At 72.2% G+C, this 23,360-nt stretch carries 24 protein-coding genes; 12 read left to right on the top strand and 12 right to left on the bottom strand.

Annotated features, from left to right (window positions below):
* Positions 1 to 2 precede the first annotated feature (2 nt).
* The 5 genes from V7S47_RS10415 to V7S47_RS10395 all read left to right on the top strand — a co-directional run bounded on the left by V7S47_RS10415 (position 3) and on the right by V7S47_RS10395 (position 4,080).
* Positions 3 to 884 carry a GNAT family N-acetyltransferase gene (locus V7S47_RS10415; protein ID WP_336561506.1) on the top strand — a complete coding sequence of 294 codons (882 nt, stop codon included), beginning with the start codon at positions 3 to 5 and terminating at the stop codon, positions 882 to 884.
* A 40-nt stretch (positions 885 to 924) separates the two neighbouring features.
* Positions 925 to 2,097 carry a quinolinate synthase NadA gene (gene nadA, locus V7S47_RS10410; protein ID WP_336561505.1) on the top strand — a complete coding sequence of 391 codons (1,173 nt, stop codon included), beginning with the start codon at positions 925 to 927 and terminating at the stop codon, positions 2,095 to 2,097.
* 80 nt (positions 2,098 to 2,177) lie between these two features.
* The gene (locus tag V7S47_RS10405) at positions 2,178 to 2,522 is read left to right on the top strand and encodes a hypothetical protein (protein WP_090852431.1); all 345 of its coding nucleotides are present in this window, start codon (positions 2,178 to 2,180) and stop codon (positions 2,520 to 2,522) included.
* Positions 2,522 to 3,544, top strand: a complete 1,023-nt coding sequence (locus V7S47_RS10400) for a hypothetical protein (protein ID WP_090852434.1) — start codon at positions 2,522 to 2,524, stop codon at positions 3,542 to 3,544. Before V7S47_RS10405 ends, V7S47_RS10400 begins: the two co-directional genes overlap by 1 nt.
* Positions 3,541 to 4,080, top strand: coding sequence for a hypothetical protein (locus tag V7S47_RS10395; RefSeq protein ID WP_336561504.1), 540 nt, complete (start codon positions 3,541 to 3,543; stop codon positions 4,078 to 4,080). The genes V7S47_RS10400 and V7S47_RS10395 overlap by 4 nt, the downstream gene beginning before the upstream one ends.
* 642 nt (positions 4,081 to 4,722) lie before the next feature.
* Here the strand turns inward: V7S47_RS10395 and V7S47_RS10390 are convergent.
* The 10 genes from V7S47_RS10390 to V7S47_RS10345 all read right to left on the bottom strand — a co-directional run bounded on the left by V7S47_RS10390 (position 4,723) and on the right by V7S47_RS10345 (position 15,290).
* Entirely contained in the window at positions 4,723 to 5,727 is a 1,005-nt protein-coding gene (locus V7S47_RS10390; RefSeq protein ID WP_336561503.1) for a hypothetical protein, read from the bottom strand.
* Positions 5,728 to 5,772: 45 nt separating this feature from the next.
* Positions 5,773 to 6,969: a sensor histidine kinase gene (locus V7S47_RS10385; RefSeq protein WP_336561502.1), complete on the bottom strand. Its 1,197-nt coding sequence runs from the start codon at positions 6,967 to 6,969 to the stop codon at positions 5,773 to 5,775.
* A 67-nt stretch (positions 6,970 to 7,036) separates the two neighbouring features.
* Positions 7,037 to 8,887: an HlyD family efflux transporter periplasmic adaptor subunit gene (locus V7S47_RS10380; RefSeq protein ID WP_336561501.1), complete on the bottom strand. Its 1,851-nt coding sequence runs from the start codon at positions 8,885 to 8,887 to the stop codon at positions 7,037 to 7,039.
* Entirely contained in the window at positions 8,884 to 9,699 is an 816-nt protein-coding gene (locus V7S47_RS10375) for a DUF5666 domain-containing protein (RefSeq protein WP_336561500.1), read from the bottom strand. Before V7S47_RS10375 ends, V7S47_RS10380 begins: the two co-directional genes overlap by 4 nt.
* Before the next feature lie 35 nt (positions 9,700 to 9,734).
* Positions 9,735 to 10,961 carry an ABC transporter permease gene (locus tag V7S47_RS10370; RefSeq protein WP_336561499.1) on the bottom strand — a complete coding sequence of 409 codons (1,227 nt, stop codon included), beginning with the start codon at positions 10,959 to 10,961 and terminating at the stop codon, positions 9,735 to 9,737.
* Entirely contained in the window at positions 10,958 to 11,653 is a 696-nt protein-coding gene (locus V7S47_RS10365) for an ABC transporter ATP-binding protein (protein ID WP_336561498.1), read from the bottom strand. Before V7S47_RS10365 ends, V7S47_RS10370 begins: the two co-directional genes overlap by 4 nt.
* Positions 11,650 to 12,852 (bottom strand): efflux RND transporter periplasmic adaptor subunit, encoded by a 1,203-nt coding sequence (locus V7S47_RS10360; RefSeq protein ID WP_336561497.1) that lies wholly within the window; start codon positions 12,850 to 12,852, stop codon positions 11,650 to 11,652. The genes V7S47_RS10365 and V7S47_RS10360 overlap by 4 nt, the downstream gene beginning before the upstream one ends.
* Before the next feature lie 90 nt (positions 12,853 to 12,942).
* Positions 12,943 to 13,530, bottom strand: coding sequence for a PspA-associated protein PspAB (gene pspAB, locus V7S47_RS10355; RefSeq protein WP_090852466.1), 588 nt, complete (start codon positions 13,528 to 13,530; stop codon positions 12,943 to 12,945).
* Entirely contained in the window at positions 13,530 to 14,450 is a 921-nt protein-coding gene (htpX, locus tag V7S47_RS10350) for a zinc metalloprotease HtpX (protein ID WP_090852469.1), read from the bottom strand. The genes pspAB and htpX overlap by 1 nt, the downstream gene beginning before the upstream one ends.
* Positions 14,451 to 14,492: 42 nt before the next feature.
* Positions 14,493 to 15,290 carry a PspA/IM30 family protein gene (locus V7S47_RS10345; RefSeq protein WP_336561496.1) on the bottom strand — a complete coding sequence of 266 codons (798 nt, stop codon included), beginning with the start codon at positions 15,288 to 15,290 and terminating at the stop codon, positions 14,493 to 14,495.
* A gap of 147 nt (positions 15,291 to 15,437) precedes the next feature.
* On the opposite strand from V7S47_RS10345, the gene V7S47_RS10340 reads away from it, so the two are divergent.
* Together V7S47_RS10340 and V7S47_RS10335 are read left to right on the top strand one after the other, a co-directional pair.
* A complete protein-coding gene (locus V7S47_RS10340) occupies positions 15,438 to 16,022 on the top strand; it encodes a DUF3043 domain-containing protein (protein WP_336561495.1) in 585 nt (194 codons plus the stop codon).
* Between the two features lie 10 nt (positions 16,023 to 16,032).
* A complete protein-coding gene (locus tag V7S47_RS10335; RefSeq protein ID WP_336561494.1) occupies positions 16,033 to 16,854 on the top strand; it encodes a hypothetical protein in 822 nt (273 codons plus the stop codon).
* On the opposite strand, the gene V7S47_RS10330 is transcribed toward V7S47_RS10335, so the two are convergent.
* Positions 16,855 to 17,862, bottom strand: coding sequence for an aldo/keto reductase family protein (locus V7S47_RS10330; protein ID WP_336561493.1), 1,008 nt, complete (start codon positions 17,860 to 17,862; stop codon positions 16,855 to 16,857).
* Between the two features lie 35 nt (positions 17,863 to 17,897).
* On the opposite strand from V7S47_RS10330, the gene V7S47_RS10325 reads away from it, so the two are divergent.
* The 4 genes from V7S47_RS10325 to V7S47_RS10310 are packed head-to-tail and all read left to right on the top strand — an operon-like array spanning position 17,898 to position 19,707.
* Complete coding sequence (locus tag V7S47_RS10325) at positions 17,898 to 18,452, top strand: GNAT family N-acetyltransferase (RefSeq protein WP_336561492.1); 555 nt, start codon at positions 17,898 to 17,900, stop codon at positions 18,450 to 18,452.
* 34 nt (positions 18,453 to 18,486) lie between these two features.
* On the top strand, positions 18,487 to 18,720 hold the full coding sequence (locus tag V7S47_RS10320; protein ID WP_170866960.1) for a hypothetical protein: 234 nt from the start codon (positions 18,487 to 18,489) through the stop codon (positions 18,718 to 18,720).
* The gene (locus tag V7S47_RS10315) at positions 18,611 to 19,405 is read left to right on the top strand and encodes an AzlC family ABC transporter permease (RefSeq protein WP_336561491.1); all 795 of its coding nucleotides are present in this window, start codon (positions 18,611 to 18,613) and stop codon (positions 19,403 to 19,405) included. Before V7S47_RS10320 ends, V7S47_RS10315 begins: the two co-directional genes overlap by 110 nt.
* A complete protein-coding gene (locus V7S47_RS10310; protein ID WP_336561489.1) occupies positions 19,402 to 19,707 on the top strand; it encodes an AzlD domain-containing protein in 306 nt (101 codons plus the stop codon). Before V7S47_RS10315 ends, V7S47_RS10310 begins: the two co-directional genes overlap by 4 nt.
* A 188-nt stretch (positions 19,708 to 19,895) precedes the next feature.
* Here the strand turns inward: V7S47_RS10310 and V7S47_RS10305 are convergent, their stop codons facing one another.
* Positions 19,896 to 21,869 carry a PTS mannitol transporter subunit IICBA gene (locus V7S47_RS10305; RefSeq protein ID WP_336561488.1) on the bottom strand — a complete coding sequence of 658 codons (1,974 nt, stop codon included), beginning with the start codon at positions 21,867 to 21,869 and terminating at the stop codon, positions 19,896 to 19,898.
* A 253-nt stretch (positions 21,870 to 22,122) separates the two neighbouring features.
* Here V7S47_RS10305 and V7S47_RS10300 point away from each other — a divergent pair, with 253 nt between their 5' ends.
* Entirely contained in the window at positions 22,123 to 23,181 is a 1,059-nt protein-coding gene (locus tag V7S47_RS10300) for a zinc-dependent dehydrogenase (protein ID WP_336561487.1), read from the top strand.
* The last annotated feature ends 179 nt before the right edge of the window (positions 23,182 to 23,360 follow it).

Below are 23,360 nucleotides of genomic sequence, written 5' to 3'. Positions count from 1 at the left end.
CCGTGAGCGAGGTGCTGCTGCGGCCGATGCGGGTCGAGGACGTGCCGGCGGCGGAGCGGCTGAGCGCGGAGAGCTTCTACGAGCTCGACGTGCGGCTGCACCGGCCCGGCCTGCCGGTCCCGGAGCGGCGCCCGCCGACCCGCGCGGGCAACTGGATCACCCGGACCACGCACTTCCTCGACACCGACCCCGGCGGCTGCTGGGTGGCCGAGGTGGACGGCGAGCTGGTCGGCTTCGCGACGTCCTTCGTGCGCGAGCTGACCTGGTTCCTCGCGACCTTCGCCGTACGCCCGGGCCTGCAGGGGCGGGGCCTCGGCAAGCGGCTGCTCGACACGGCGATGGAGCACGGACGCGGCTGCCTGCGCGGGATGCTGTCGGCCTCTTCGGACCCGAAGGCCGTGCGCCGCTACCGCCTGGCGGGCTTCTCGTTGCACCCGCAGATGTTCCTGTCCGGCACCGTCGACCGCTCCGCGATCCCGGTGGTGGACAAGGTGCGGGAGGGCACGGCCGGCGACGTCGACCTGCTCGACTCCCTCGACCGCCGGACCCGCGGGTCGGCGCACGGGCCCGACCACGCGCTGATGCTGGCGTCCTGGCGGCTGCTGGTCTCCGACACCCCGACCGGGTCGGGCTACGCGTACGCCGGCCCCGACGGCAGCCTGGCCCTGCTCGCGGCGAGCGACCGCCGTACGGCGAGCCGCCTGCTCTGGGCCGTCCTGGCCGACACGACCGGCGAGACCCTCGTCCCGCACCTCACCGCGGCCAACGAGTGGGCGGTGGACGTGGGCCTCGCGGCGCGCCTCGACCTGCACCAGGAGGGCTACCTGGGACTTCGCGGGATGAAACCGCCCGCGCCGTACGTTCACAACGGCGCCCTGCTGTGACGTTTACGGCCCCGCACGAGCACAGGAATACGATCCCGACATGACGACCGTCGACCTTCCGCTGCTGCCGCTCGGCCGTGGCACCGACATCGCCTCCGAGCGTGGCGTCGACTGCCCCGGGGACCTGCCCGCGGCGTCCGACCCCGACCTGGTGGCGCGAGCGCAGGCGGCCAAGGCCGCGCTCGGGGAGCGGGTCTTCGTGCTCGGTCACCACTACCAGCGCGACGAGGTCATCCAGTTCGCCGACGTGACGGGCGACTCGTTCAAGCTGGCCCGCGACGCGGCCGCCCGGCCGGACGCCGAGTTCATCGTCTTCTGCGGCGTGCACTTCATGGCCGAGTCCGCCGACATCCTCACCGGCCCGGACCAGAAGGTCATCCTCCCCGACCTCGCCGCCGGCTGCTCGATGGCCGACATGGCCCGGATCTTCCAGGTCGAGAAGACCTGGGACGCCCTGAGCGCCGCCGGCGTCGCCGATTCGGTCGTCCCGGTGACCTACATGAACTCCAGCGCCGACATCAAGGCGTTCTGCGGCCGCAACGGCGGCGTGGTGTGCACCTCCAGCAACGCCGAGACCGCGCTGGAGTGGGCGTTCGACCAGAAGCCGGACGCCAAGATCCTGTTCCTGCCCGACCAGCACCTCGGCCGGAACACCGCCGTGCTGAAGATGGGCATCCCGCTCGACCAGTGCGTCGTCTGGAACCCGCTGAAGCCCAACGGCGGTCTGACCGCCGAGGAGCTGCAGAACGCCCGGATGATCCTGTGGAAGGGCCACTGCTCGGTGCACGGCCGCTTCTCCCCCGAGGTCGTCGACGAACTGCGCGCGACCATCCCGGACGTGCAGATCCTGGTGCACCCCGAGTGCCAGCACGAGGTGGTGCTCAAGGCCGACCTGGTCGGCTCGACGGAGTTCATCATCCAGACCATCGAGGCGGCCCCGGCCGGCTCCAGCTGGGCGATCGGCACCGAGCTCAACCTGGTCCAGCGGCTCGCGAAGGCCCACCCGGACAAGCACATCACGTTCCTCGACAAGACGGTCTGCTACTGCTCGACGATGAACCGGATCGACCTACCCCACTTCGTATGGGCGCTGGAGTCGCTGGTCGCCGGGACGGTGCCCAACCAGATCACCGTCGACCCCGAGACCGAGCGGTGGGCGCTGGTCGCGCTGGAGCGGATGCTCGCCCTCCCGGGACGCACCCACAAGGACTGAACGCGCCCCTTCCGCGTTTACCTGCGCCCGGCGCGGGAATGCCCGCAGGTGACCTCATCTGCTGACGAAAGGGCGTTCCCGTGGCCGACACAGGCACCGAGCTGGGCGTGGACTGCTACGAGCTGTGGAACGCCGGCAACAGCCTCTACCCGACGATGGCCGCGGAGTTCGACAGCGCGGCCGAGAGCATCGACTCCACCTCGGTCGAATGGGCGTTCAACCGAGACGCCAGCATCGGCCTCGGGGCGAACGGTCCGTTCGCCATATGGTCGGCGTGCGCCAACATGCTCGACGACCGGCTGGCCGAGACCGGGCGCAACCTGCGTGACACCGGCACCGCGCTGGTGCTGGCGGCCAACACCTACGCCGCCAGCGACGAGGCGGCCCGGGCCGAGTTCGAGAAGCGCAAGGCGGAGCTGGGCTGATGAGCTACGAGGAGCTGGGCGCGCACGCGACCGAGATCGTCCGCAAGGCCAAGGAGTGGGAGCTGACCCGCCTGGGCTACACCGACATGGGCGACGGCACCTGGATGCCCCCGGCGGGCTACAGCTACGCCGACAATCAGCCCACCAACTACGGCGACCCCGGCGGGACGGCTACCCAGACGACGTCGTCGCAGGACATGGTCGACCGCGACATGGCCGAGATCGACGGCAAGTACGACGACATCCCCGAGCTGTTCTCGCCCTTCACCTGGCTGCCCGACCCGACGTCGTTCGACGGCGCGATCACCGGGATGGAGAACGTCCAGGCCCGCCTGTCCGCGGGCGCGGAGGACACCACCGACCCCGCCAGCGGCTCCCCCGTGCCGGCCAACCTCGTCCTCGACGGGATGGACACCAGCTCCGACTACCTCGCCCGCTGGACCGGTGTCGCCGCGATGGCCTTCAAGCAGAACTTCGTCGACACCTTCGAGTCGATCACCACCAACCAGTTCCTGGCCGCCAGCTACGTCAAGGGTGCACTGGAGGCCGAGAAGTCGCTGTGGCACGCCGCGCGCGCCAACGTCGACCAGATCGCCGAGGACACCCTCACCGCGCTGGAGCACATGGACGACTGTGGCAAGAACGAGTGGTCGATGGCCTTCACGGTCGCAGGGGCCGTGGTGGCGATCGCCGCCATCCCGTTCACGGGCGGCGCCTCCACGCTGGCCTTCACCGCCGTCGGCGGTGCGCTGTCGATCGGCGGCGCCGCCATCGGCAACACCGATGACCCGCCCGAGCTGCCGATGGCCGGCGAGTCCCCCGAGGCCGTCTGCGACGCGATGCGCGAGGCGCTCCGGGAGCTGAAGTCCGAGATCTCGAAGGCCGAGCAGAAGGTCTACGACTCCATGGTCGACCTCAACAACATCCTGGCCGTCAACCGCAGCCTCTTCGTCGCGCCCCGGCCCGACCTGGCGGACTCCGGTCCCGGTGACATCCGCGACGACATGGGCGTGCCGCGATGAACCAGCCCGCTCCCGTCGTCCTCGGCACGCCACCCGGCGGCCGGCGCGATCCGCTCGCCGACCTCGACGCCCACGCGTCCACGCCGGACGGCCGGGTCGGCGTCCGGATCCGGGGCCGCAGCAGCCTGACCGTGACCCTGGCGCCCGGCTACTACGACCAGGCCACCGAGACCGAGATGTCCCGGCAGCTGACCCAGCTCGCCCGGCTCGCGTTCGTGCAGCGCACCCGCGCCTACTACGAGCTGCGCAGCCGGGCGTTCGGCCGGACCGTCACCCGCGAGTCCTCGTCGTACGGCGCGCGCGACCTCTCGTTCACCTCCGGGCGGGCGAGCATCGTCGCCTCCGGCAGCTCGCCCGACGGGCGGATCCGGGTGACCGCGGCCGGGATGGAGTCCTGGACGGTCGACCTCGAGCCCGGCACGCTCGCGGCGTACGACGAAGCGGGGTTCTGCGCCGCCGTCGCCGCCGCCGGCCACGACCTCGTCGAGGACCAGTTCCGCCAGATCCGGCGACTCAAGGACGAGATCTACGGGTAGGACCCGCGGTCGATCAGGTCGGCCGCTCGCCGTGACGGTCGCAGGCTGGACTGACCGCAGCGGGCGCCCAGCGGGGATCGGTACGTTCTCGGGGTTGCGATCCGAGCCTTCGGGGCCTCTGCACGACCAGGAGCGTGCCCTCATCGCCGGCTTCCTCTCTCACGATCTCGTGAGCGCGGCGGAGCTGCGCGAGCAGGCCACGCCCCTGTGGGCGAGGAGACGTCGCGACTGCGGATGCGGCACGAACGAGCTCGCCATAGACGTAGTCGACGTACCGCGCTCGACCGCAGCCGGTCCGCTCCCGATCGAGCCCAGGGTGTGACGCGGACGGCAACGAGGTCGGCAGCCTCCTCCTCTTCGTCTGGGACGGACTGCTGGAGTCCCTGGAGATCTACTCGTAGGACCACAACCGCTGCCACCCGCCGACCGCGTCACGTGGTGGACGTAGCGTCCGCGTGGATGGTGCCTTCCGGGCGTCGCGGCGCCACGTCCTTTCCAGGTCGCAGCGCGCCATGCGGCTCGGCAGGTCGGCCGAGCGATCGTCGTCCGGGGTCGTCCTCGGTGTGCTGAGCCGTCGTCACCCGCCAGTGGTCCGAGCACCTGCTGCTGAAGCCGGCCGAGACGGCGACGGCGTGAGCGACCTCAGCCGAGCGTCCGGGTCAGGGTCACCGAGCGGTCCCGCGGGCCGGGCGCGCCATCGTCGGCCTTCTCTAGCCCCTGGGTGACGCTCACGGTCAACGCGCCGCTCGAGCCCGCCGGCACGTCCCAGACACCGAGGCCGCCCGAGGCGTCCGCGCGCACCGTGCGGGCCGCAGCCTCGCCGTCGAGGGTCAGCTCGACCTCGGCGGCCCCGCGCGGGAGGTAGGCCACCGGGGTGCCGTCCACCGGCAGCTGGACAGCCTGCAGAGAGAGGTCGAGGCCGGCGACCAGCCAGGCGCGGCCGTCCTCGGCCCAGCCGAGCTCCGGGTCGTAGGCGGTCAGCTGCGGTCCGGCCGTGCTGCAGGTCAGCCGCAGCTGCGTCCCGGCGGGCTCCCAGCCGGTCGCGGGGCAGTCCGCGGAGGGAATCTGGTCGGGGACGTCGTACAGCGCGGCGGCACGGCCGGGGTCGAGCTCGCCCGAGTCGACGTCGACGCGCTGCGCGACCCCTTCGTACGTCACCTCGAGGCGGGCACCGTCGGCGTCGTCGACGGCCACGTAGTAACTGCGGGCGGTGCCGGAGGTGGTGCCGGGCCCGCTGACGGCGTACGGCGCGGGGAGCTCGTGGCGCTCGTCGCCGGCGACGAGCGTCAGCGAGGTGGGCAGCGGAGTGCCGCCCAGCACCCCCAGCAGGCCGGCCGGGGCCGAGCGGGCGTCGAAGGAGATCCGGACCGGCACCAGGCCGCCCGAGCGCGGCGCGGCATGGTCCTCGCCGTCGGAGGACGCGTCGGCAGACACCGACTCGACCGGGTCACCCACGGTGAGCTCGATCGCGCCGACCGGGACCTGGACCGTCACCGCGCGCCCGTCGACGTCGCCGGCCGCCGGGATCACGGTCCCTGCGTCGGCGCGCTCGACACCCGTGAGCCGCAGAAGCAGCAGGACGAGCACGGTCAGCACGGACACCACCGCGATGCCGAGGACCACCGGACGACGTCGCGCGCTACTCACCGTCGGGGTGTTCCCGGGGCTCGTCCGGGACAAACGCACCGGCGCTCAGGCGGGAAGCTCGAACCAGGCGCAGGTGCCGCCGTACGCCGCGTCGTCGAGGCCGATCCGGCCTCCGTGCGCCTCGACGATCCGGCGGCAGGTGGCCAGGCCGATGCCCGACCCCTCGACCTCGGTGCTCACCCGCGCCAGCGGCTGGAAGACGCGCTCCTGCTGGTCGGCCGGGATGCCGGGGCCGCGGTCGCACACCTCGACCCGCCAATGGTCCCCGAGACGGGTGCTGTCGATCTCGATGTGGGCCGGCTGACCTGCGCGGACGAACTTCGCGGCGTTGGCGATCAGGTTCTGCAGGACGGCCCGCAGCTGCACGGGGTCCCCGGTGACGACCGGCAGGTCGCCGACCTCGACGGTGGCACCCGCCAGCGCGGTGGCGAGGTCCTCCCGGACGTCGCCGAGGACAGCGGCGAGGTCGACCGGCACCCGGTTGAGCTCGCCCCCGAGCCGGGCGAAGCTGAGCAGGTCGTCGATGAGGTCCTGCATCCGCTGGGCGCCGCTCGTCGCCCGGTCGATGAGGAAGGTGTCGCCGCCCTCCTCCTCGCTCTCCTCGGCGATGAGGCTCAGCGACATGGTCACCGCCGACAGCGGGTTGCGCAGGTCGTGGGCCACCTGCCCCGCGAACGCCGCCAGCACCTCGTTGGACCGCTCGAGCTCCGCCTGGGTGTCGCGCAGGTCCTCGACCGTGGTGCTGAGCTCGCGGGTGCGCAGCTCCAGCTCCAGCAGGTCGACCACCCGGTCGGCCAGATGGACCAGCGCGGCCTCCTGGGCGTCGGAGAGCGAGCGGACCACGGTGTCGAACACGCAGAGGGTGCCGATCAGCGTGCCTTCGGGGGTCCGCAGCGGGTGGGTCGCGTAGAACCGGACGTCGCCGATGACGCCGGTCACGAAGGGGTTGTCCCGGAACCGGTCGTCCTGGCTCGCGTCAGGGACGATCACCGGGACGCCGCCCTGGAAGACGACGTTGCACATCGAGTCCTCGCGGGCGCAGACCGAGGCCGCGAATCCGGCCGTGGCGATCTGGTGCTGCTCGGTGTCGGTGATCAGGTTGATCGTCGCCATCGGCACGTCGGCCACCTGGGCGGCGATCTCGACCAGGGAGACGAGGTCGCTGCGTGGCGGTCGCGTGACCACCTGGTAGCGCCCGATCTGGGCGACGCGCACCTCGTCCGTGGTGACGCTCAGGGTCACGGGCCGGCTCCTTCTGCTGTCGACGCCCTCCGGCCCGGAGTGTAGCCAGGCCGGACCGGGGTCCGGATCAGCCGCCCGGCCGCACCGGCATCCCGCTGCCTCCGCCGAAGCCGCCGCCCCCGGCGCCGCGGCCTCCGCCCAGACCGCCACCGGTTCCGAACGTCGTCTCGCTGTCCGTGTCCCCGCTCGGCAGGGCTGCGGAGAGATCGGCGAGCGAGACCCGCTGCCCTTCGTCGAGCCCGGAGGTCACCTCGGTCCGGGCGGTCCCGACCAGACCCGTCTCGACCCGGGTCCGGGTCGCGGTGTCGCCGTCGACCACGAGCACGCTGCCCGAGGACAGGGCCGAGGTCGGCACGGTGAGGACGCCCTCGGCCGTCCCGACGACCACGGCGACCGCCGCGGTCGCCCCGGTAGGCAGGCCGAGGTCCTCGCCGTCGAGCGTGACGGTGACGGGGTACGTCGTAGTGCCGGACGACGTGTCGGGCAGCGCGCCGACGGCCGTGACCTGGCCGGCCAGCGCGTCCTCGGCGCCGGCCGGCAGCACGGTCGCAGCCTGGCCGACCTCGAGCTGGCGCATCTGGGCCTCGGTCGCCGCCACCTCGACGGTGGTGGTGCCGTGGGCGACCACCGTCAGGACGGTCGTCCCGGCCGTCGTGTCGGCGCCGCGCTCGGTGGCGACGTCGACCACCGTCCCGTCGTACGGCGCCCGCAGGGTGGCCGAGGCCAGCGCCTGCCGGGCGGCCACCAGCTCGGCCCGGGCCTCGTCGATCGAGGCCTGGTCGCGGGCCAGGGTGGCCGCGGTGACGGTGCCGGACGGACCGGACGAACCGCCAGAGGCACTCCCCCCGGCTCCGCCGGTCGCGCCCGTGGAGCCGGTCGAGCCGGTCGTGGGCTGCTCGGCCTGCTGGGTCGGCTGGGTGGTCGGGGTGTCGCTGTCGGCGCCGTCGTCCTCGCTCGCCTGCGCAGGCGACCCGCCGTTCCCGGAACCGCCGGACGAGCCGTCGGCGTCGGCGTCGGCGGCATCGACTGTGTCGGCCAGCGTCTCGACGGCCCCGGTCAGGGTGCCCGCCAGCGTCTCGAGCGCGGCCTGCAGGTCGTCCTGCGCGGTCGCGACCGTGTCCTGGGCCGTCTGGACGGTGGCGAGCGCCGCGGTGCAGGCGGCGTCGGCCGGGTCGGGTTCCTCCTCCGCTGGTGCCTCGGTCGAGCCGTCGGTGGGCTCCGGACCGTCGGCCGGGTCGGCCTGGAAGGCGTCGGCACAGGCCTCCGTCTGGGCGGCCAGGGCGGTCTGGGCGTCTACGAGGGCCGCCGACGCGGTCGACTGGGACGAGGTGACCGCCTGCTGCTGCTTCGCGAGTTGGGCGAGGGCCGCGGCCATCGTGTCGCTCACGTCGGGGCCGGCCGGTGTCTGGTCGGCGGCCGGCTCCTCGGACTGCTGCGCGGTCGGAGCCTGGGTCTCCTGCTGGGTCGGCTGGTCGGAGCCGCCGCCCGAGGTCGCGGTCCCCGACGAGGACCCGTCCGAAGACGACGCCGCCGTGGTCGCGGCGCTCACCGTGTCGGCCTGGGCGTCCTCGTCGGACTCCAGCTGGGCCTTCGCCGACGCGACCGACGAGGCGGCCTGGCGCACGGCCCGGCGCAGCGCACTCCGGTCGAGCCGGGCCAGGACGTCCCCGGCCTCCACCGTGCTGCCGGTCTCGGCGGTCACCGACGCGACGGTGCCGTCGGTGCCGAAGGCCAGGTCGGCGCGTCCGGCGGGCGCGAGGGTGCCGGACAGCGCCAGCGTCTCCTCAACGTCGGCGACGCTCACGGCGGCGGTCCGGTAGGCCGCCGCGGGCTCGGCTGCGGCGGCGTAGGCGGCGTACCCGCCCCCGACGACCGCGAGCGTGACGGCGGCGGCGCCAGCGCGCCGTACCGCCCTCACGAGTCGGTCCCGTCGGCTGGGGGGCCTCCGAAGCCGCGGCCGCTGCTGCACGCGCCGTCGACCGGGTCGCTGACGCTGATCCGGGTCGCCGTCACGGCGCCGGTGTCGTCGGCCTCGCCCTGGGCGGTGGCGCAGCGGCCGACCTCGACGGCCGTGGCGTCCGCCGTCGCCGTCGTGGAGTAGGTCGTCGCCGCGGCGACCGTGACCTCGACGCTGCTGTCCGGGGCCTCGACGGTGAACCCGGTAGCGCTGACCGCGGTCACCGTGCCGAACGTGCCGCCGCCGAAGCCCCGACCTCCTCCCGGCAGGTCGGTCGGCAGGTCGGTCGGCAGGTCCGTGGGCATGCCCTCGGGACGCTCGCCGCCGCCCGGGCCACCGCCGAAGCCGCCCGTGCACTCGCCGTCCTGGGCCTCGGAGATCCGGACCGCCGTGGCGGTGACCGGGGAGCCCTCCTCCGCCTCGGCGTCGGACTGGACCATCACGCAACTGCCGACCGCGACGTCGGCCAGCGTCCCGGCGACCTGCTCGGAGAAGGTGGTGGCGTCGGTCCAGCTCACCGCCACCTGGCCGCTGCTCTCGCTCTGCACCTGCAACGTGCTGCCGCTGACCGCGGCGATGGTGCCCGAGGTGCCGGGAGCCCCGGGCATCCCCCCGCCGGCGCCGGCACCCCCGGCCGGGGCCGCGGCCGCCGACTCGGTCGGGGTGCTGTCGGTGGCCGACTCGCTCCCGCCGCCGCAGGCGGCGAGGGTGACCAGGACGAGCACCGAGCAGGCGGTGCCGCGGGCGGCCCGGGAGACACGGTGGAGCAACATGGGACGGGGTTCCTCTCGGTGGGGACGCACGCTGCTCATTCGCTGCGCAGCGCGTCGATGGGGGTGAGCCGGGCGGCCCGGCTCGCGGGGTAGACGCCGAACCCGATGCCGAGCGCCAGGGCGGTGCCGATGGCGCCGAGGGTGGCGACGAGCGAGATCGAGACCGGCTGGTCGATGAGGCCGGGCAGCACCTGGGCGCCGACGACGCCGACCAGGACGCCGACCAGGCCGCCGGTGAAGCCGAGCAGCGAGGCCTCGACGAGGAACTGCCGCCGGATGACCCGGGGCGTCGCGCCGAGCGCCTTGCGCAGCCCGATCTCGCGGACCCGCTCGGTGACGGAGACGAGCATGATGTTCATGACGCCGATGCCGCCGACCAGCAGGGAGATGGCGGCGATGCCGCCGAGCAGCACGGTGAGCGTCTCGTTGGTCGAGTTCGCGGTCTCGACCAGCGAGTCCTGCGTCGAGATGGAGAAGTCGGCCTCGTCGGCGCTCACCCCGTGCAGGGTGAGCAGCAGCGCGTTGATCTCCTGGTACGCCGCGGTCAGCGCGTCGGCCGACGCGGCCTCGACGTAGATCGTGGAGACCGAGGAGGTCGCCGTACCGGTGAGTCGCTTGGCCGTGCTGATCGGGACGACCGCCTGGTCGTCCTCGCTGGTGCCCGACGACGAGGCGCCCGACGACTCCAGGACCCCGATCACGGTCATCGGGGTGCTGTCGACGGTGACCGTCTGACCGACCGGGCTGCCGCGCTCGAACAGCTCGCTGGCCGTGTCGGGGCCGAGGACGACGACGTCGGCGGCCTGCTCGACCTCGGCCTCGGTGAAGAAGCGCCCCGCCGACAGGTCGCGCGCCCGGACGTCGAGCCAGCTGGTCGTCGTCCCGACCACGGAGCTGGTCCAGTTGGTCTGCCCTGCCGCCAGCGCGGTCGACGTGGAGGTGGTCGGGGCGACGCGGGCCGCGTCCGGTACGACGCTGTCGTCGGCGATCGCGGTCGCGTCCTGGAGGGTCAGCGTGGACGCGGAGCCGAAGCCGCCGCGCCGGCCGCTGGAGTCGGTGCTGCTGCCCGGCGAGACGATCAGCAGGTTGCTGCCGAGCGCGCTGATCTGCTGGCGCACCTGGTCCTGGGCCCCCTGCCCCAGCCCGACGGTGAGGATCACCGACGAGATGCCGATGACGATGCCGAGCATGGTCAGGATCGACCGCAGCCGGTGGGCGCGGACCGCCTCGGCGCCGGCCCGGAAGGTCTCGAACCAGTTCATGCCAGAGCCCCGACCGGCTCGTCGGAGGTGATCGCCCCGTCGCGGATGACCAGGTTGCGGCTCGCCCGGGCGGCCACCTCGTGCTCGTGGGTGATCAGCACGATCGTGCGGCCGGCCGCGTGCAGCTCGTCGAGCAGGGCGAGCACGTCGGTGGTCGACTTCGAGTCGAGGTTGCCGGTGGGCTCGTCGGCCAGGATCATCGCCGGCTCGGTCACCAGGGCGCGGGCGACCGCGACACGCTGCTGCTGGCCGCCCGAGAGCTCGCCCGGGCGGTTGTCGACCCGGTCGGCGAGGCCGACCCGGCCCAGGGCCGCGACGGCGCGCTCACGACGCTCGGCGCGGGGCACGCCGGCGTACACGAGCGGGAGCTCGACGTTGCGCCATGCGGGCAGCATCGCCAGCAGGTTGAACTGCTGGAAGACGAAGCCGATCCGCCGGTTGCGCACCTCGGCGAGCTGGGCCTCGCTCATGCCCGACACGTCCTCGCCGGCGAGCAGGTAGCGTCCCTCGGACGGAGTGTCCAGGCAGCCCAGGATGTTCATCAGCGTCGACTTGCCGGAGCCGGACGGCCCGATGACGGCGACGTACTCGCCCTCGGCGATGGTGGTGTCGATGCCGCGCAGGGCCTCGAACTCGATGCTGCCCGAGCGGTAGGTCTTGCGGACCCCCACGAGCCCGATGATGCCGCTCACGAGGGGGCCCCGGGAAAGCTGCCGCCGCCGGGCATCTGGCCACCGCCGAAGTCCGGCATCTGGCCGCCGCCGAAGTCCGGCATCTGCTGGCCCCCGTCACCCTCGCCGCCGCCGGTCGGGCGGGTGAAGCCCGGGATCTCGACGACGTCGCCCTCCACGAGACCGGAGACGACCTCCGTCGTCATGCCGTACGCCGTCCCGGTCTCGACCTCGGTCCTCACCTCGTCGCCGTCGACCACCTTGGTCACGTACGTCGCGTCGTCCTCGGTCGTGAGGGCCCGGCTCGGGACGGTCAGCACGCCCTCGGTCTGCTTGACGATGATCGAGACGTCCGCGGAGGTGCCGGCGTAGAGGCCGTCCGGGGTGCCCGTGACCTCGACGGTGACCGGGAAGACCGCGGCGCCGCTGCTGTTGGCCTCGGCCACCAGCCCGACGTCGCTGACCGTGCCGTAGACGACCTCGGTCGCGCCGCTGGGGGTGATCTCCGCCTGCAGGCCCTCCGTCACCTTCTCGACGTCGGCCGCGGCGACGGTCGCCTCGACCACGAACCTCGTGGTCGACACGATGCTCACCGCGCTGGTGGTCGTGGTGGCGGTGGCGCTCGACCCGGTGCTGGCCCCGGCGCCGGCCGACGAGCCACCGACGGAGCCGACGACGTCGCCCTTCGCGAGGTCGAGGCTGACGACGGTTCCGCCGATCGTGGCGCGCAGGGTCGCGTCGCGGACGGCCGCACGGGCCTCCTCGGCCGATCCCTCGGCGGCGACGATGGCGGCCTGGTCGGCCGCGAGCTGGGTGTCCGAGGCGCCGGCGTCCTGGTCCTCGTCGAGCTGGGTGTAGGCCGCGTCGAGGGTCGCGATCACCGCGGTCCGCTGGGCCACCAGCGTGCTGGCGTCGACCCGGGCCAGGGCCTGGCCCTTCTTCACCCGGTCGCCCTCGGCGACGAAGACCCGGGTCACGGTCCCGGAGACCTCGAAGTCGAGGTCGGCGCTGCGGGCCGGGCTGACGGTGCCGGTCGCCGCGACCGTCTCGCGGACCGTCTCGGCCGAGACGGTCGCCGTGGTCGGCTCGACCGCGGCCGACTCCTCCCCCCGCGTCAGCAGCCAGGCACCGGTGCCGCCGGTGGCGAGGAGCAGTACGACGGGGACCGCGAGCCAGCGCCGCGTCCTCCCCCGCCAGATCCTGCGGAACAACCTGCGCACGTGCGATCCCTCCGACGAGCGTCCGCGGACCCTGGGCGGGCCCGACAGGAGGAGGCTCGTCGGCGGGACTGTGCCGACGGTGGGCCGAACCTAGGAGGAGCCTGTGAGCCCCGGGGCGCCCCAGACGGCCAGCCAGCGCGAGAGGTCGGGCTCGATCGGGAGCTCGCCGCGCAGCGCGTCGCGGATCTGGATCTCGGTGAGGTTGTCGCGCTGCTGCGGGCCGGTCGGCACGAACGGGTAGAACGTGCCCTGCTTGTAGAGGTAGACGAGGCCGACGTGGCGGCCCGCGGGGTCCTCGAAGGTGACCAGGGTGCACAGCAGCCCCGGCCCGAAGCCCTGGGCCTCCAGGCTGGTGTTGACCGCGTGCAGGCTGGTGCAGAGACCCTCGACGCCGGAGCCCGGCTCGCGGTCGACCTCGACCCAGGTGAAGCCGAACCCGTCGCCGGTGACCCGCACCTCGGGGGCGTCGCCGGTGCTGCGGATCAGCTCGACCAGGTCGCGCTCGGTCTCGGCGAAGGCCACCCCGGAGGCGCCGCGGTAGCAGACCGAGCCGTCACCGGTCGGCACCAGGCCGAGCGTGGTCTCGAGCGTCACGGCAGCGTTCGGGACGCCGAAGAGCGCGTCCAGGTTGGCCTGCTTCGGCTTCGTCCGGCCGAGGAGGGAGTCCCAGAGGCCCATCAGGGCGTACGCCGACTCAGGTCCGCCTGGATCTCCGCGAGCTGCTCGAGCCGCTGCTCCAGCGTCGGGTGGGTCGAGGTGAGGGTGCGCAGCGAGACGCCCTTGATCGCCGGGGCGATGAAGAAGGCGTTCATGGCCTGCGAGGCGCGCAGGTCCTTCTGGGGGATCGCGTTCATCTCGCCGGTGATCTTCTGCAGGGCCGAGGCGAGGGCCTGGGGCTTCATCGTGAGGTAGGCGCCGGCCCGGTCGGCGGACATCTCGCGGTAGCGCGAGAGCAGCTTCAGCAGCACGAAACTGACGGCGTAGACCAGCATGCTGACGATCAGCACGAGCAGCCAGACCGGCAGTCCGTTGTTGTTGTTGTCGCGGCGACCGCCGCCGAACAGCGCGCCGTACTGGGCGCCCTGGGTGAGCATGCCGGCCGCGATGCCGGCGCTGGAGGCGACCGTCATCACCAGCACGTCGCGGTGGGCGACGTGGGACAGCTCGTGGGCGAGGACGCCCTCGAGCTCCTCGGCGGTGAGCGTGTTGAGGATGCCGGTGGTGACGCAGACGACCGACCGCTCCGGGGAGCGACCGGTGGCGAACGCGTTGGGGATCGCCATGTCGGCGATGCCGACGCGCGGCTTCGGCATGTCGGCCATGGCACAGAGCCGGTCGATCATGCCGTGCAGCTCGGGCGCCTGCTCGGGGGTGACCTCGCGGGCCCGCATGGCCTTCATGGCGACGGTGTCCGAGGAGTACCACTGGTACCAGGCGATCCCGAGGCCGACGAGACCCACGATCACCGCCAGCCCCGGCGAGCGGACCGCGAGCATCACGCCCACGATCAGCACGACGAACAGGCCGCCCAGCAGGAACATCACGAGGGTCATCCGGGCGGTGAGCCCGCGGTCGGGGAGGAAACGGCTGTGTGCCATGCCCCTATTCTCCGGGGTCTTCCCAAGAGGTTCCTGTGAGCGTCAGCGGGGTTCCTCGGTGGGCCTCTCCGTGGCCTCGTAGGCGATGCCGTTGCCGGCGGTGCCGGGCTCCTCGCCCGCCTCGAGGGCGGCCGGCGGGGTCGAGGGTCCGCCCTTGAGCCGGGCCAGCTCGGCCTCGACCTCGGACTGGGAGCTCATCGCCTCCAGCTCACGGGCGATGTCGTCGCCGCGGTTGACCGAGCTGGCGTCGTCGAGCACGCCGGAGGCGATCAGCTCGTCGATGGCGCCGGCGCGGGCCTGCATCTGCTGGGTCTTGTCCTCGGCCCGCTGGATCGCCTGGCCGACGTCGCCCATCTCGTCGCCGATGCCGGACATCGCCTCGTTGATGCGGGTCGACGCCTCGGCCGCGGTGTAGGTGGCCTTGATGGTCTCCTTGCGGGTGCGGAAGGCCTCGACCTTCGCCTGCAGCTGCTGCTGGGCGCGGGTGAGCTTCTCCTCCTCGCCCTGGAGCTGCTCCAGCTGCACCGTGAGGTCGTTGATCTGGCCCGTCAGGCCCGACTTGCGGGTCAGCGCCTCGCGGGCCAGGTCCTCGCGGTTCATGTCGATGGCCTGCTGCGCCTGCGTCTGCAGCTTGGCCTGCTGCTGCTCCAGCTGCTTGATCTGGAGCTCGACGCGCTTGCGGCTGGTGACCACGTCGGCAACACCGCGGCGCACCTTGGACAGCAGGTCGAGCTGACGCTGGTAGCTGTAGTCGAGGGTCTCGCGCGGGTCCTCGGCGCGGTCGAGGGCCTTGTGGGCCTTGGACTTGAAGATCAGGCTCACGCGCTTCATCAGGCTCATGGGGGTCCCTCTCGGTGGTGTTCAACGCTGCCGCCACGTTGCCCTCACCCTATGACCGATCGCCAAGGTCGGGCGACCCGGCACCGGAGGCGCCGGTAGAGTGGCCGAGCCCGTCGTACCGCCCGACAGACCCTCAGAAGGCCAGCGTTGTTCCGTCGCAGCAAGACCGAGTCCCCGTCCCCCGAGTCCGCCGAGGTCAAGCCCGGCGGCAAGGGTCGACCCACCCCGAGCCGCAAGGAGGCCGAGGCCGCCGCGCGGGCTCGCGCCAAGACGCCGCGCACCCGCAAGGAGATCGCCGCGGCCCAGCGCCTCGCTCGGGCCGAGTCCAGCCAGCAGGTGCGGACGGCGATGAAGACGGGCGACGAGCGCTACTACATGCCGCGCGACAAGGGGCCGGTGCGCCGGTTCGTCCGGGACTTCGTGGACTGCCGGTTCACGTTCCTCGACATCCTGTTCCCGCTGCTCATCGTCTCGATGATCCTCGGCTACACCGGCGTCGACAGCCTGATGGAGCTGAGCAGCTTCCTGCTGCTCGCCACCCTGCTGATGCTGGTCTTCGACATCTTCCGGCTCCGGCTGCGGCTGCGCCGCGAGCTGGCCGCGCGGTTCCCGGAGGAGAGCACCAAGGGCACCAGCTACTACGCGATCAGCCGCGCGCTGAACCCGCGCTTCCTGCGGATGCCGAAGCCGCAGGTCAAGATCGGCTCGCAGCTCCCCGAGACCTACCGCTGACGCGCGCCCGGTGACCACCGACCAGGTCTACGGCCTGGCGGCCGGGCTGCTCAGCGCCTTCGTCTTCGGCGTCGCCGCGGTCGCGCAGGCCCACGGCGTACGGCGCACCTCCGCGTCGCCCGACCGGCTCTCGGAGTTCGTGCGCACCTCGGTCCGCGACGCGTGGACCTGGGCGGTCCTGCTCGCCTACCTGGTCGGCTTCCTGCTGCACGCGGTCGCCATCTGGCTGCTCCCCCTCTACCTGGCCCAGGCCACCATCGCGATGTCGCTCCCGGTGACCGCGTTCGCCTCGCGGCGGCTCGCCGAGCACCTCGACGGCGCCCAGTGGTCGTCGATCGGCCTGGTCACCGGCGGCCTGGTGCTGCTCTCGCTGGGCTCGGGCGAGGCCGGCTCGGTCCGCACGGACGCCGAGTTCGTGCTGTCGCTGTGGGCCGGCGTCGCGCTGCTCGCGGCGGCCTCGACGCTCGCTGGACGCCTAGGCGGTGCCGGACTCGGCACCCTGGCCGGACTCGGGTACGCCGGCTCCGCGATCGCGGTCCGCGGGGTCGGAACGCCGATCGACGCGGGCACGGTGCTGGCCGCGCTCGCCGTACCGTCGCTGAGCCTGGTGGCCTTCTGGCTCTACTCCCGCGGCATGGCCGGCAGCTCGATCTCCGCCACGACCGCGCCGATGATCGTCGGCCAGACCTTCGTGCCGGCGTTCATCGGCGTCGCGCTGCTCGGGGACGGCGTGCGCGAGGGCTGGTGGTGGTCGGTCGTGCTGGGCCTGGTGCTCTCCTCCGTCGGCGCGGTCCGGCTGACCCGCGCGCAGGCGGGCCAGCCGGTCGGCTGATCAGCCGAAGTCGCGCCGCTGCGGCGACTGCGTCTTGGCCGGGTCGCGCTCGACGACCGGGCCGACCACGTCGTCGATGGCGGCCAGCACGTCGGCGTCGAGCCGCACCCCGGCGGCCTTGACGTTGTCGGTGACCTGCTCGGGCCGGCTGGCGCCGATGATGGCCGACGACACGTTGTCGTTCTGCAGCACCCAGGCCACGGCCAACTGGGCCATGGTGAGCCCGGTGTCGGCCGCGATCGGCGCCAGCCGCTGCACCCGCTCCAGGACGTCGTCACGCAGCCAGCGGCTGATCATGTCCGCGCCGCCCTTGTCGTCGGTCGCGCGCGAGCCCTCGGGGTGGGGCTGGCCCGGCTGGTACTTGCCGGTCAGCACGCCCTGCGCGATCGGCGACCAGACGATCTGGCCGATGCCGAGCTCCTGGGAGGTCGGCACGACCTCCTCCTCGATGACCCGCCAGAGCATCGAGTACTGCGGCTGGTTGGAGATGAGCGGGATCCGCAGCTCGCGGGCCAGCGCGTGCGCGGCCCGGAGCTCCTCGGCCCGCCACTCCGAGACCCCGATGTAGAGCGCCTTGCCGGAGCGGACGACGTCGGCGAAGGCCTCCATCGTCTCCTCCAGCGGCGTCTCGTGGTCGTAGCGGTGCGCCTGGTAGAGGTCGACGTGGTCGGTGCCGAGCCGGCGCAGCGAGCCCTCGATCGACTCGAGGATGTGCTTGCGCGAGAGGCCGTGGTCGTTGTGCGCCTTCGGACCGGTCGGGAAGAAGACCTTGGTGAAGATCTCCAGACCCTCGCGCCGCTCCCCCTTCAGCGCCTTGCCGAGCACCGTCTCCGCGGCGGTGTTGGCGTAGACGTCGGCCGTGTCGAAGGTCGTGATGCCCTCGTCCAGGGCCTGGCGGACGCAGGCGGTGGCCGCGTCCTCCTCGACCTGGGAGCCGTGGGTGAGCCAGTTGCCGTACGAGATGGCCGAGATCTTCAGGCCACTCCTGCCGAGGTTGCGGATCTCCATGTCGGCGAACCTAGCCCGCCTGACAAGATGCCCCGGTGACCACTCCCGGCCCCGACGTCTCCGTCCGCGTGGCCTGGGCGGACGACGCGCCCGCGATCGCCGACCTCCAGCTCCGCGCCTGGCCCGAGATGTACGGCGGGCTGGTGCCCGCGGACGCCCTCCCGTCCGGACCGGAGGCCACGGCGCAGGCCGCCGAACTGTGGCACGGGGCGCTCACCCGCCCGCGCGACGCCCGCCACCGGGTCCTGGTCGCCCTCGAGCGCAACCGCGTCTGCGGCTTCGCGATCACCGGCCCGGCCGCAGACCCCGACTGCGACCCGGTCGCCGACGGCGAGCTGAGCGAGCTGACCGTCGATGCCGCCGAGCGCGGCAAGGGACACGGCTCCCGGCTCCTGCAGGCGGTGGCCGACACGATGGTCGCCGACCGGTTCACCCGGGCCGTGACCTGGGCGGTCGCGTCCGACGACCGGCTCCGCAGCTTCCTCGTCGAGGCCGGCTGGGCCGCGGACGGCGCCCACCGCGAGCTCGACCTGGACGGCGAGGGCAGCACCCTGGTCAAGCAGGTCCGGCTGCACACCGCACTGGTCTGAGCAGGCCCTTGATTTCGCAGCCGACGGGGGCACGATGGAGCACATGATCGGCCCGCTGCCCCGGTTGCACAGCCTGCTCGTCCTGGTCACCGTCCTGCTCGCCGGCGTGACCGGCGGTGCCTGGGTGGCGCACTTCTCCCGCGTCCCGGTCGCCATCGGTGCCGGCGCGCTCCTGGGCGCGCTGCTGGGCGCGGCGGCGTCGTACCTGCTCCTCCACGACTTCCACCAGCGCACGCCCGCGCACGTCCGCGCCCGGTCCCGTCGCTGAGCCCGGGCCGGACGGTCCCGACCCGCAGCGCGCCGGGATCGTCCGCGACAGCCTCGGCGTCGGGATCGCCACCGGGCTGTACGGCGTCTCGTTCGGCGCGGTCGCGGTCGGCTCCGGGCTGAGCGTCGCGCAGACCTGTGTGCTGTCCCTGCTGATGTTCACCGGCGGGTCGCAGTTCGCGTTCGCCGGCGTGCTCGCCGGCGGCGGGACGCCCGTCTCCGGCGCCGCCACCGCGCTGCTGCTGGGCACCCGCAACACCCTCTACGGGCTCCGGCTCGCTCCCCTGCTCGCCTGGACCGGCGTACGACGCCTCGGCGCGGCCCAGCTGCTCATCGACGAGTCGAGCGCGATGTCGGTCACCCGCGACACCACCGCCCGGGCCCGGACCGGGTTCCTGGTCACCGGCTGGTCGGTCTTCGTGCTGTGGAACCTCTTCACCCTCGTCGGCGCGCTCGCCGGTCAGGCGCTCGGCGACCCGCGCACCTACGGACTCGACGCCGCGGTCGGCGGCGCCTTCCTGGCCCTGCTCTGGCCCCGCCTCGCCGAGCCGCGCAACCGGGTGATCGCGGTCCTCGCTGCGGCCGTCGCGCTGGGGGTCGCCCCGTCCGTGGCCGTCGGCGTCCCCGTGCTCGCCGCCGGCGGGGTCGCCCTGCTCGCCGGCGTGCTGTCCCGGAGTCCGCGATGAGCGTCTGGGCGGCGATCCTCGCTGCCGGCCTCGGCTGCTACCTGCTCAAGCTCGCCGGACTCTCCGTCCCCGCGGCCGTCCTCGAGCGGCCCGTCGTACTGCGGGTCGCGGACCTGATCCCCGTCGCGCTCCTCGCGGCTCTCGTCGCCGTCCAGGTGTTCACCGAGGGTCAGCGCCTGGTGCTCGACGCCCGTGCCGCCGGGCTGGGCGCGGCCGTCGTTCTGCTGCTGCTCCGCGCGCCGTTCCTGGTCGTGGTGCTCGCCGCCACCGCCACCGCCGCCCTGCTCCGGCTCTGGGCCTGACCCTGGTCCGGATCGGCCGCGGTGAGTTTTATCGGCTAGCCGATAAAACTCACGCCGGGACGACAAAGGTTCATCGTCCGGGCGTGAGGTTCGTCGGCCAGCCGATGAAACTCTCATCGGCCCCACCGGAGACGCACCGCGGGCCCGGCCCGGCTCGTAGGAGCCGGGCCGGGGCCGCGGAGTGGAGATCAGGCGGGCTGGACGGCGCCCAGGACCTGCAGCACCTCGTCCGGGGTGGCCGCCGCCTCGAGGCGGGCGACCTGCTCCTTGTCGAGGAAGATCTCGGCGATCCGCCCCAGGAGCTTCAGGTGGTCGTCACCGAGGGCGGCGATGCCCACGACGAAGGTCACCTGCTTGTTCTTCCACTCGACCGGCTCGGAGTAGCGCACGAACGAGATCGCCGTCCGCTGCACCGCGGCCTTGGCCTCGTTGGTGCCGTGCGGGATCGCCAGGCCGTTGCCCATGAAGGTCGAGACCGACTCCTCCCGCGTGTGCATCGCGTCGACGTACGACGCCTCCGCGGCACCGGCGGCGACCAGCAGCTGACCGGCCCGGGTGATCGCCGCGTCGCGGCTCTCGGCCGGGGCGTCGAGCACGATCGACTCGGCGTCGAGCAGCCCGCCCGTGTCGATGCCCGGCGCCTCGTCGGCGACGGGTGCACCGGCTCCGGCGCCGTTGCGCTCCTGGACCAGCTCGACGATCTCGTCGTACCGGGGACTGCCCATGAAGTTGTCGACCGACACGTGGATGGCCGACCCGGTCCGCTGCTGCGCCCGGGCGGTGAGGTCCTGGTGGGTGACCACCAGGTCGTAGGTGTCGGTCAGGTTGGCGATGGACTTGTTCACGACCGTGACGTCAGTGAACCCGGCCCCGTGGACCTTCTTGCGGAGCACCGAGGCGCCCATGGCCGACGAGCCCATCCCGGCGTCGCAGGCGAAGACGATCGAGCCGATCGGACCCGAGCCCGCGGCCGCGCCGCCGGTCAGCATCGAGGAGACCGACGACTTCTTGCCCTTCGTGGCCTCCATCTGCGCAGTGGCCGCCGACAGATCACCCTCGTCGTCCGCCTTGTCGGTCTTCAGCAGCGCGGCGGCAACCACGAAGGTCACTGCCGCGGCGAGCACGACCGAGAGCGTGACGCCGAAGATCGAGCTGGGCGGCGAGGAGAGCCACACCGAGATGATCGAGCCGGGCGAGGCGGGCGAACGCAGGCCGGAGTCGAAGATCAGGTTGGTGCCGATGCCCGTCGCGCCGCCGAGGATCAGGGCCAGGATCAGCTTGGGCTTCATCAGCACGTACGGGAAGTAGATCTCGTGGATGCCGCCCACGAACTGGATGATCGCCGCCCCGGGGGCCGAGGCCTTGGCCGCACCCTTGCCGAAGAACATGAAGGCAAGGAGCAGACCGAGGCCCGGACCCGGGTTGGCCTCCAGCAGGAACAGGATGGACTTGCCCGACTCGGCGGCCTCGTTGGTGCCGAGCGGAGTGAGCACGCCCTGGTTGATGGCGTTGTTGAGGAACAGCACCTTGGCCGGCTCGATGAAGACCGAGGCCAGCGGCATCAGGCTGTGGTCGACGAGGAAGTCGACGACGTTCTCGGCGGCGTCGCTGAACGCCTCGACGAACGGACCGGCGACCAGGAACCCGACGATGGCCAGGAACATGCCCCAGATGCCGGCCGAGTAGTTGTTCACCAGCATCTCGAAGCCCGGCCGGATCTTGTGGGCCCACATGGCGTCGAGCTTCTTCATCGACCAACCGCCGAGCGGGCCCATGATCATCGCACCGAGGAACATCGGCACGCCCGCGCCGGCGATGGCGCCGAAGGTGGCGATCGCGCCGACGACACCGCCGCGGATGTTGTCGTCGTACATCATCCGGCCGCCTGTGTAGCCGATCAGCAGCGGCAGCAGGAACCGGATCATGAAGCCGACGATGCCGTCGTCCTCGCCGTTCCACCCGCCCAGCATCGACACGAAGCCGTAGTCGTACTGACCGGCCTCCACCCCCGGCGTGTAGCCGAAGAGCTTGTCGCCGATCAGGGTGATCCAGCCGGTCTGGATGAACAGGGCCGTGATCAGACCCCATGCGATGAACGCCCCAATGTTCGGCAGGACCATGTTCGAGAGGAACGTGCCGAAACGCTGCACGCGCAGTCGCATGCTCGGGCCTCCGGTGGAAACCGGATCGACCGTGGATGTGGTGCTGGCCATGAGACCTCTTTCCAGAGCTGAACTGCTCGTGTGACCCCAATCACGAGCATCTTTGAATGCCTTTATATTCCTCGATGTCTGCGGCGTCAAGACTTCCAAAACAACACGTTCGGAAGAACAACCACATGAATGCGCTACGCTGGAGCGTCGCTTTGCGATCGCCGCCAAGCGTCGCCACCAGTCGTCACAGGAGGACAAGCGAATGAAGGCCCTGCGGTTCTACGCACCCGAGGACGTCCGGCTCGAAGACGTGCCGGAGCCGGAGTGCGGACCCGACGAGATCAAGCTGAAGGTCAAGAACTGCTCGACCTGCGGCACCGACGTGAAGATCTTCCACAACGGCCACCAGAACCTCACGCCGCCGCGGACCATCGGTCACGAGATCGCCGGCGAGATCGTCGAGGTCGGCAGCAACGTCAACGCGACGTACGGCTCCGACTGGAAGCCGGGCGACCGCACCCAGGTGATCGCGGCCGTGCCGTGCGGCGACTGCCACGAGTGTCGCAAGGGCTGGATGGAGGTCTGCCAGAACCAGACCTCGGTCGGCTACCAGTACGACGGCGGCTTCGCCGAGTACATGATCGTCCCCCAGCAGGTGCTGAAGGTCGACGGCCTCAACAAGATCCCCGACAACGTCGGGTACGACGAGGCCTCGGCCGCCGAGCCGTTCGCCTGCGCGATCAACGCCCAGGAGCAGCTCGGCATCGAGGAGGGCGACTTCACCGTCGTCTTCGGTGCCGGCCCGATCGGCTGCATGCACATCCGGATCGCTCGCGGCGTCCACAAGGTCGGCCCGATCGTCCTGGTCGACATCAACGCGGAGCGGCTGAAGATGTCGGCCGACGCCGTGCAGCCCGACTACGTCATCAATGCGAGCGAGGAGGACGCGGTGGCCCGGGTCATGGAGCTCACCGACGGTCGCGGCGCCGACGTCATCATCACCGCCACCCCGGCCAACGTCACCCAGGAGCAGGCCATCTCGATGGCGGCCCGACAGGGCCGGATCTCGTTCTTCGGCGGCCTGCCCAAGAACGACCCGTTCATCAAGGCCGACTCCAACGTCATCCACTACCGCCAGCTGCACGTCCACGGCGCCAATGGCTCCTCCCCCGCCCACAACAAGCGGGCGCTGGAGTACATCTCCACCGGCCAGGTCCCGGTCAAGGACCTGATCACCAAGCACATCCCGCTCGACGAGGTGCTCTCCGCCTTCGACATCGTCAAGTCCGGCCAGGCGATCAAGGTCACCGTCGAGCCGTGAGCGACGGAGTCGCTCACGGCGTCCGACGGGGAGGTCGAGCAGCCCCACGACTGAGCCTGCGAAGTCGTGACAGGGCGCGTCGAAACCCCGACCGAGGGTTGCGAGCGACGGAGTCGCTCACGGCGTCCGACGGGGAGGTCGAGCAGCCCCACGACTGAGCCTGCGAAGTCGTGACAGGG

The organism is Nocardioides sp. CCNWLW216, from assembly GCF_037120545.1.
Taxonomy (GTDB): domain Bacteria; phylum Actinomycetota; class Actinomycetes; order Propionibacteriales; family Nocardioidaceae; genus Nocardioides; species Nocardioides lianchengensis.
Note: the sequence above shows the minus strand (reverse complement) of the source record. Positions and strands in the feature narration are given on the sequence as shown.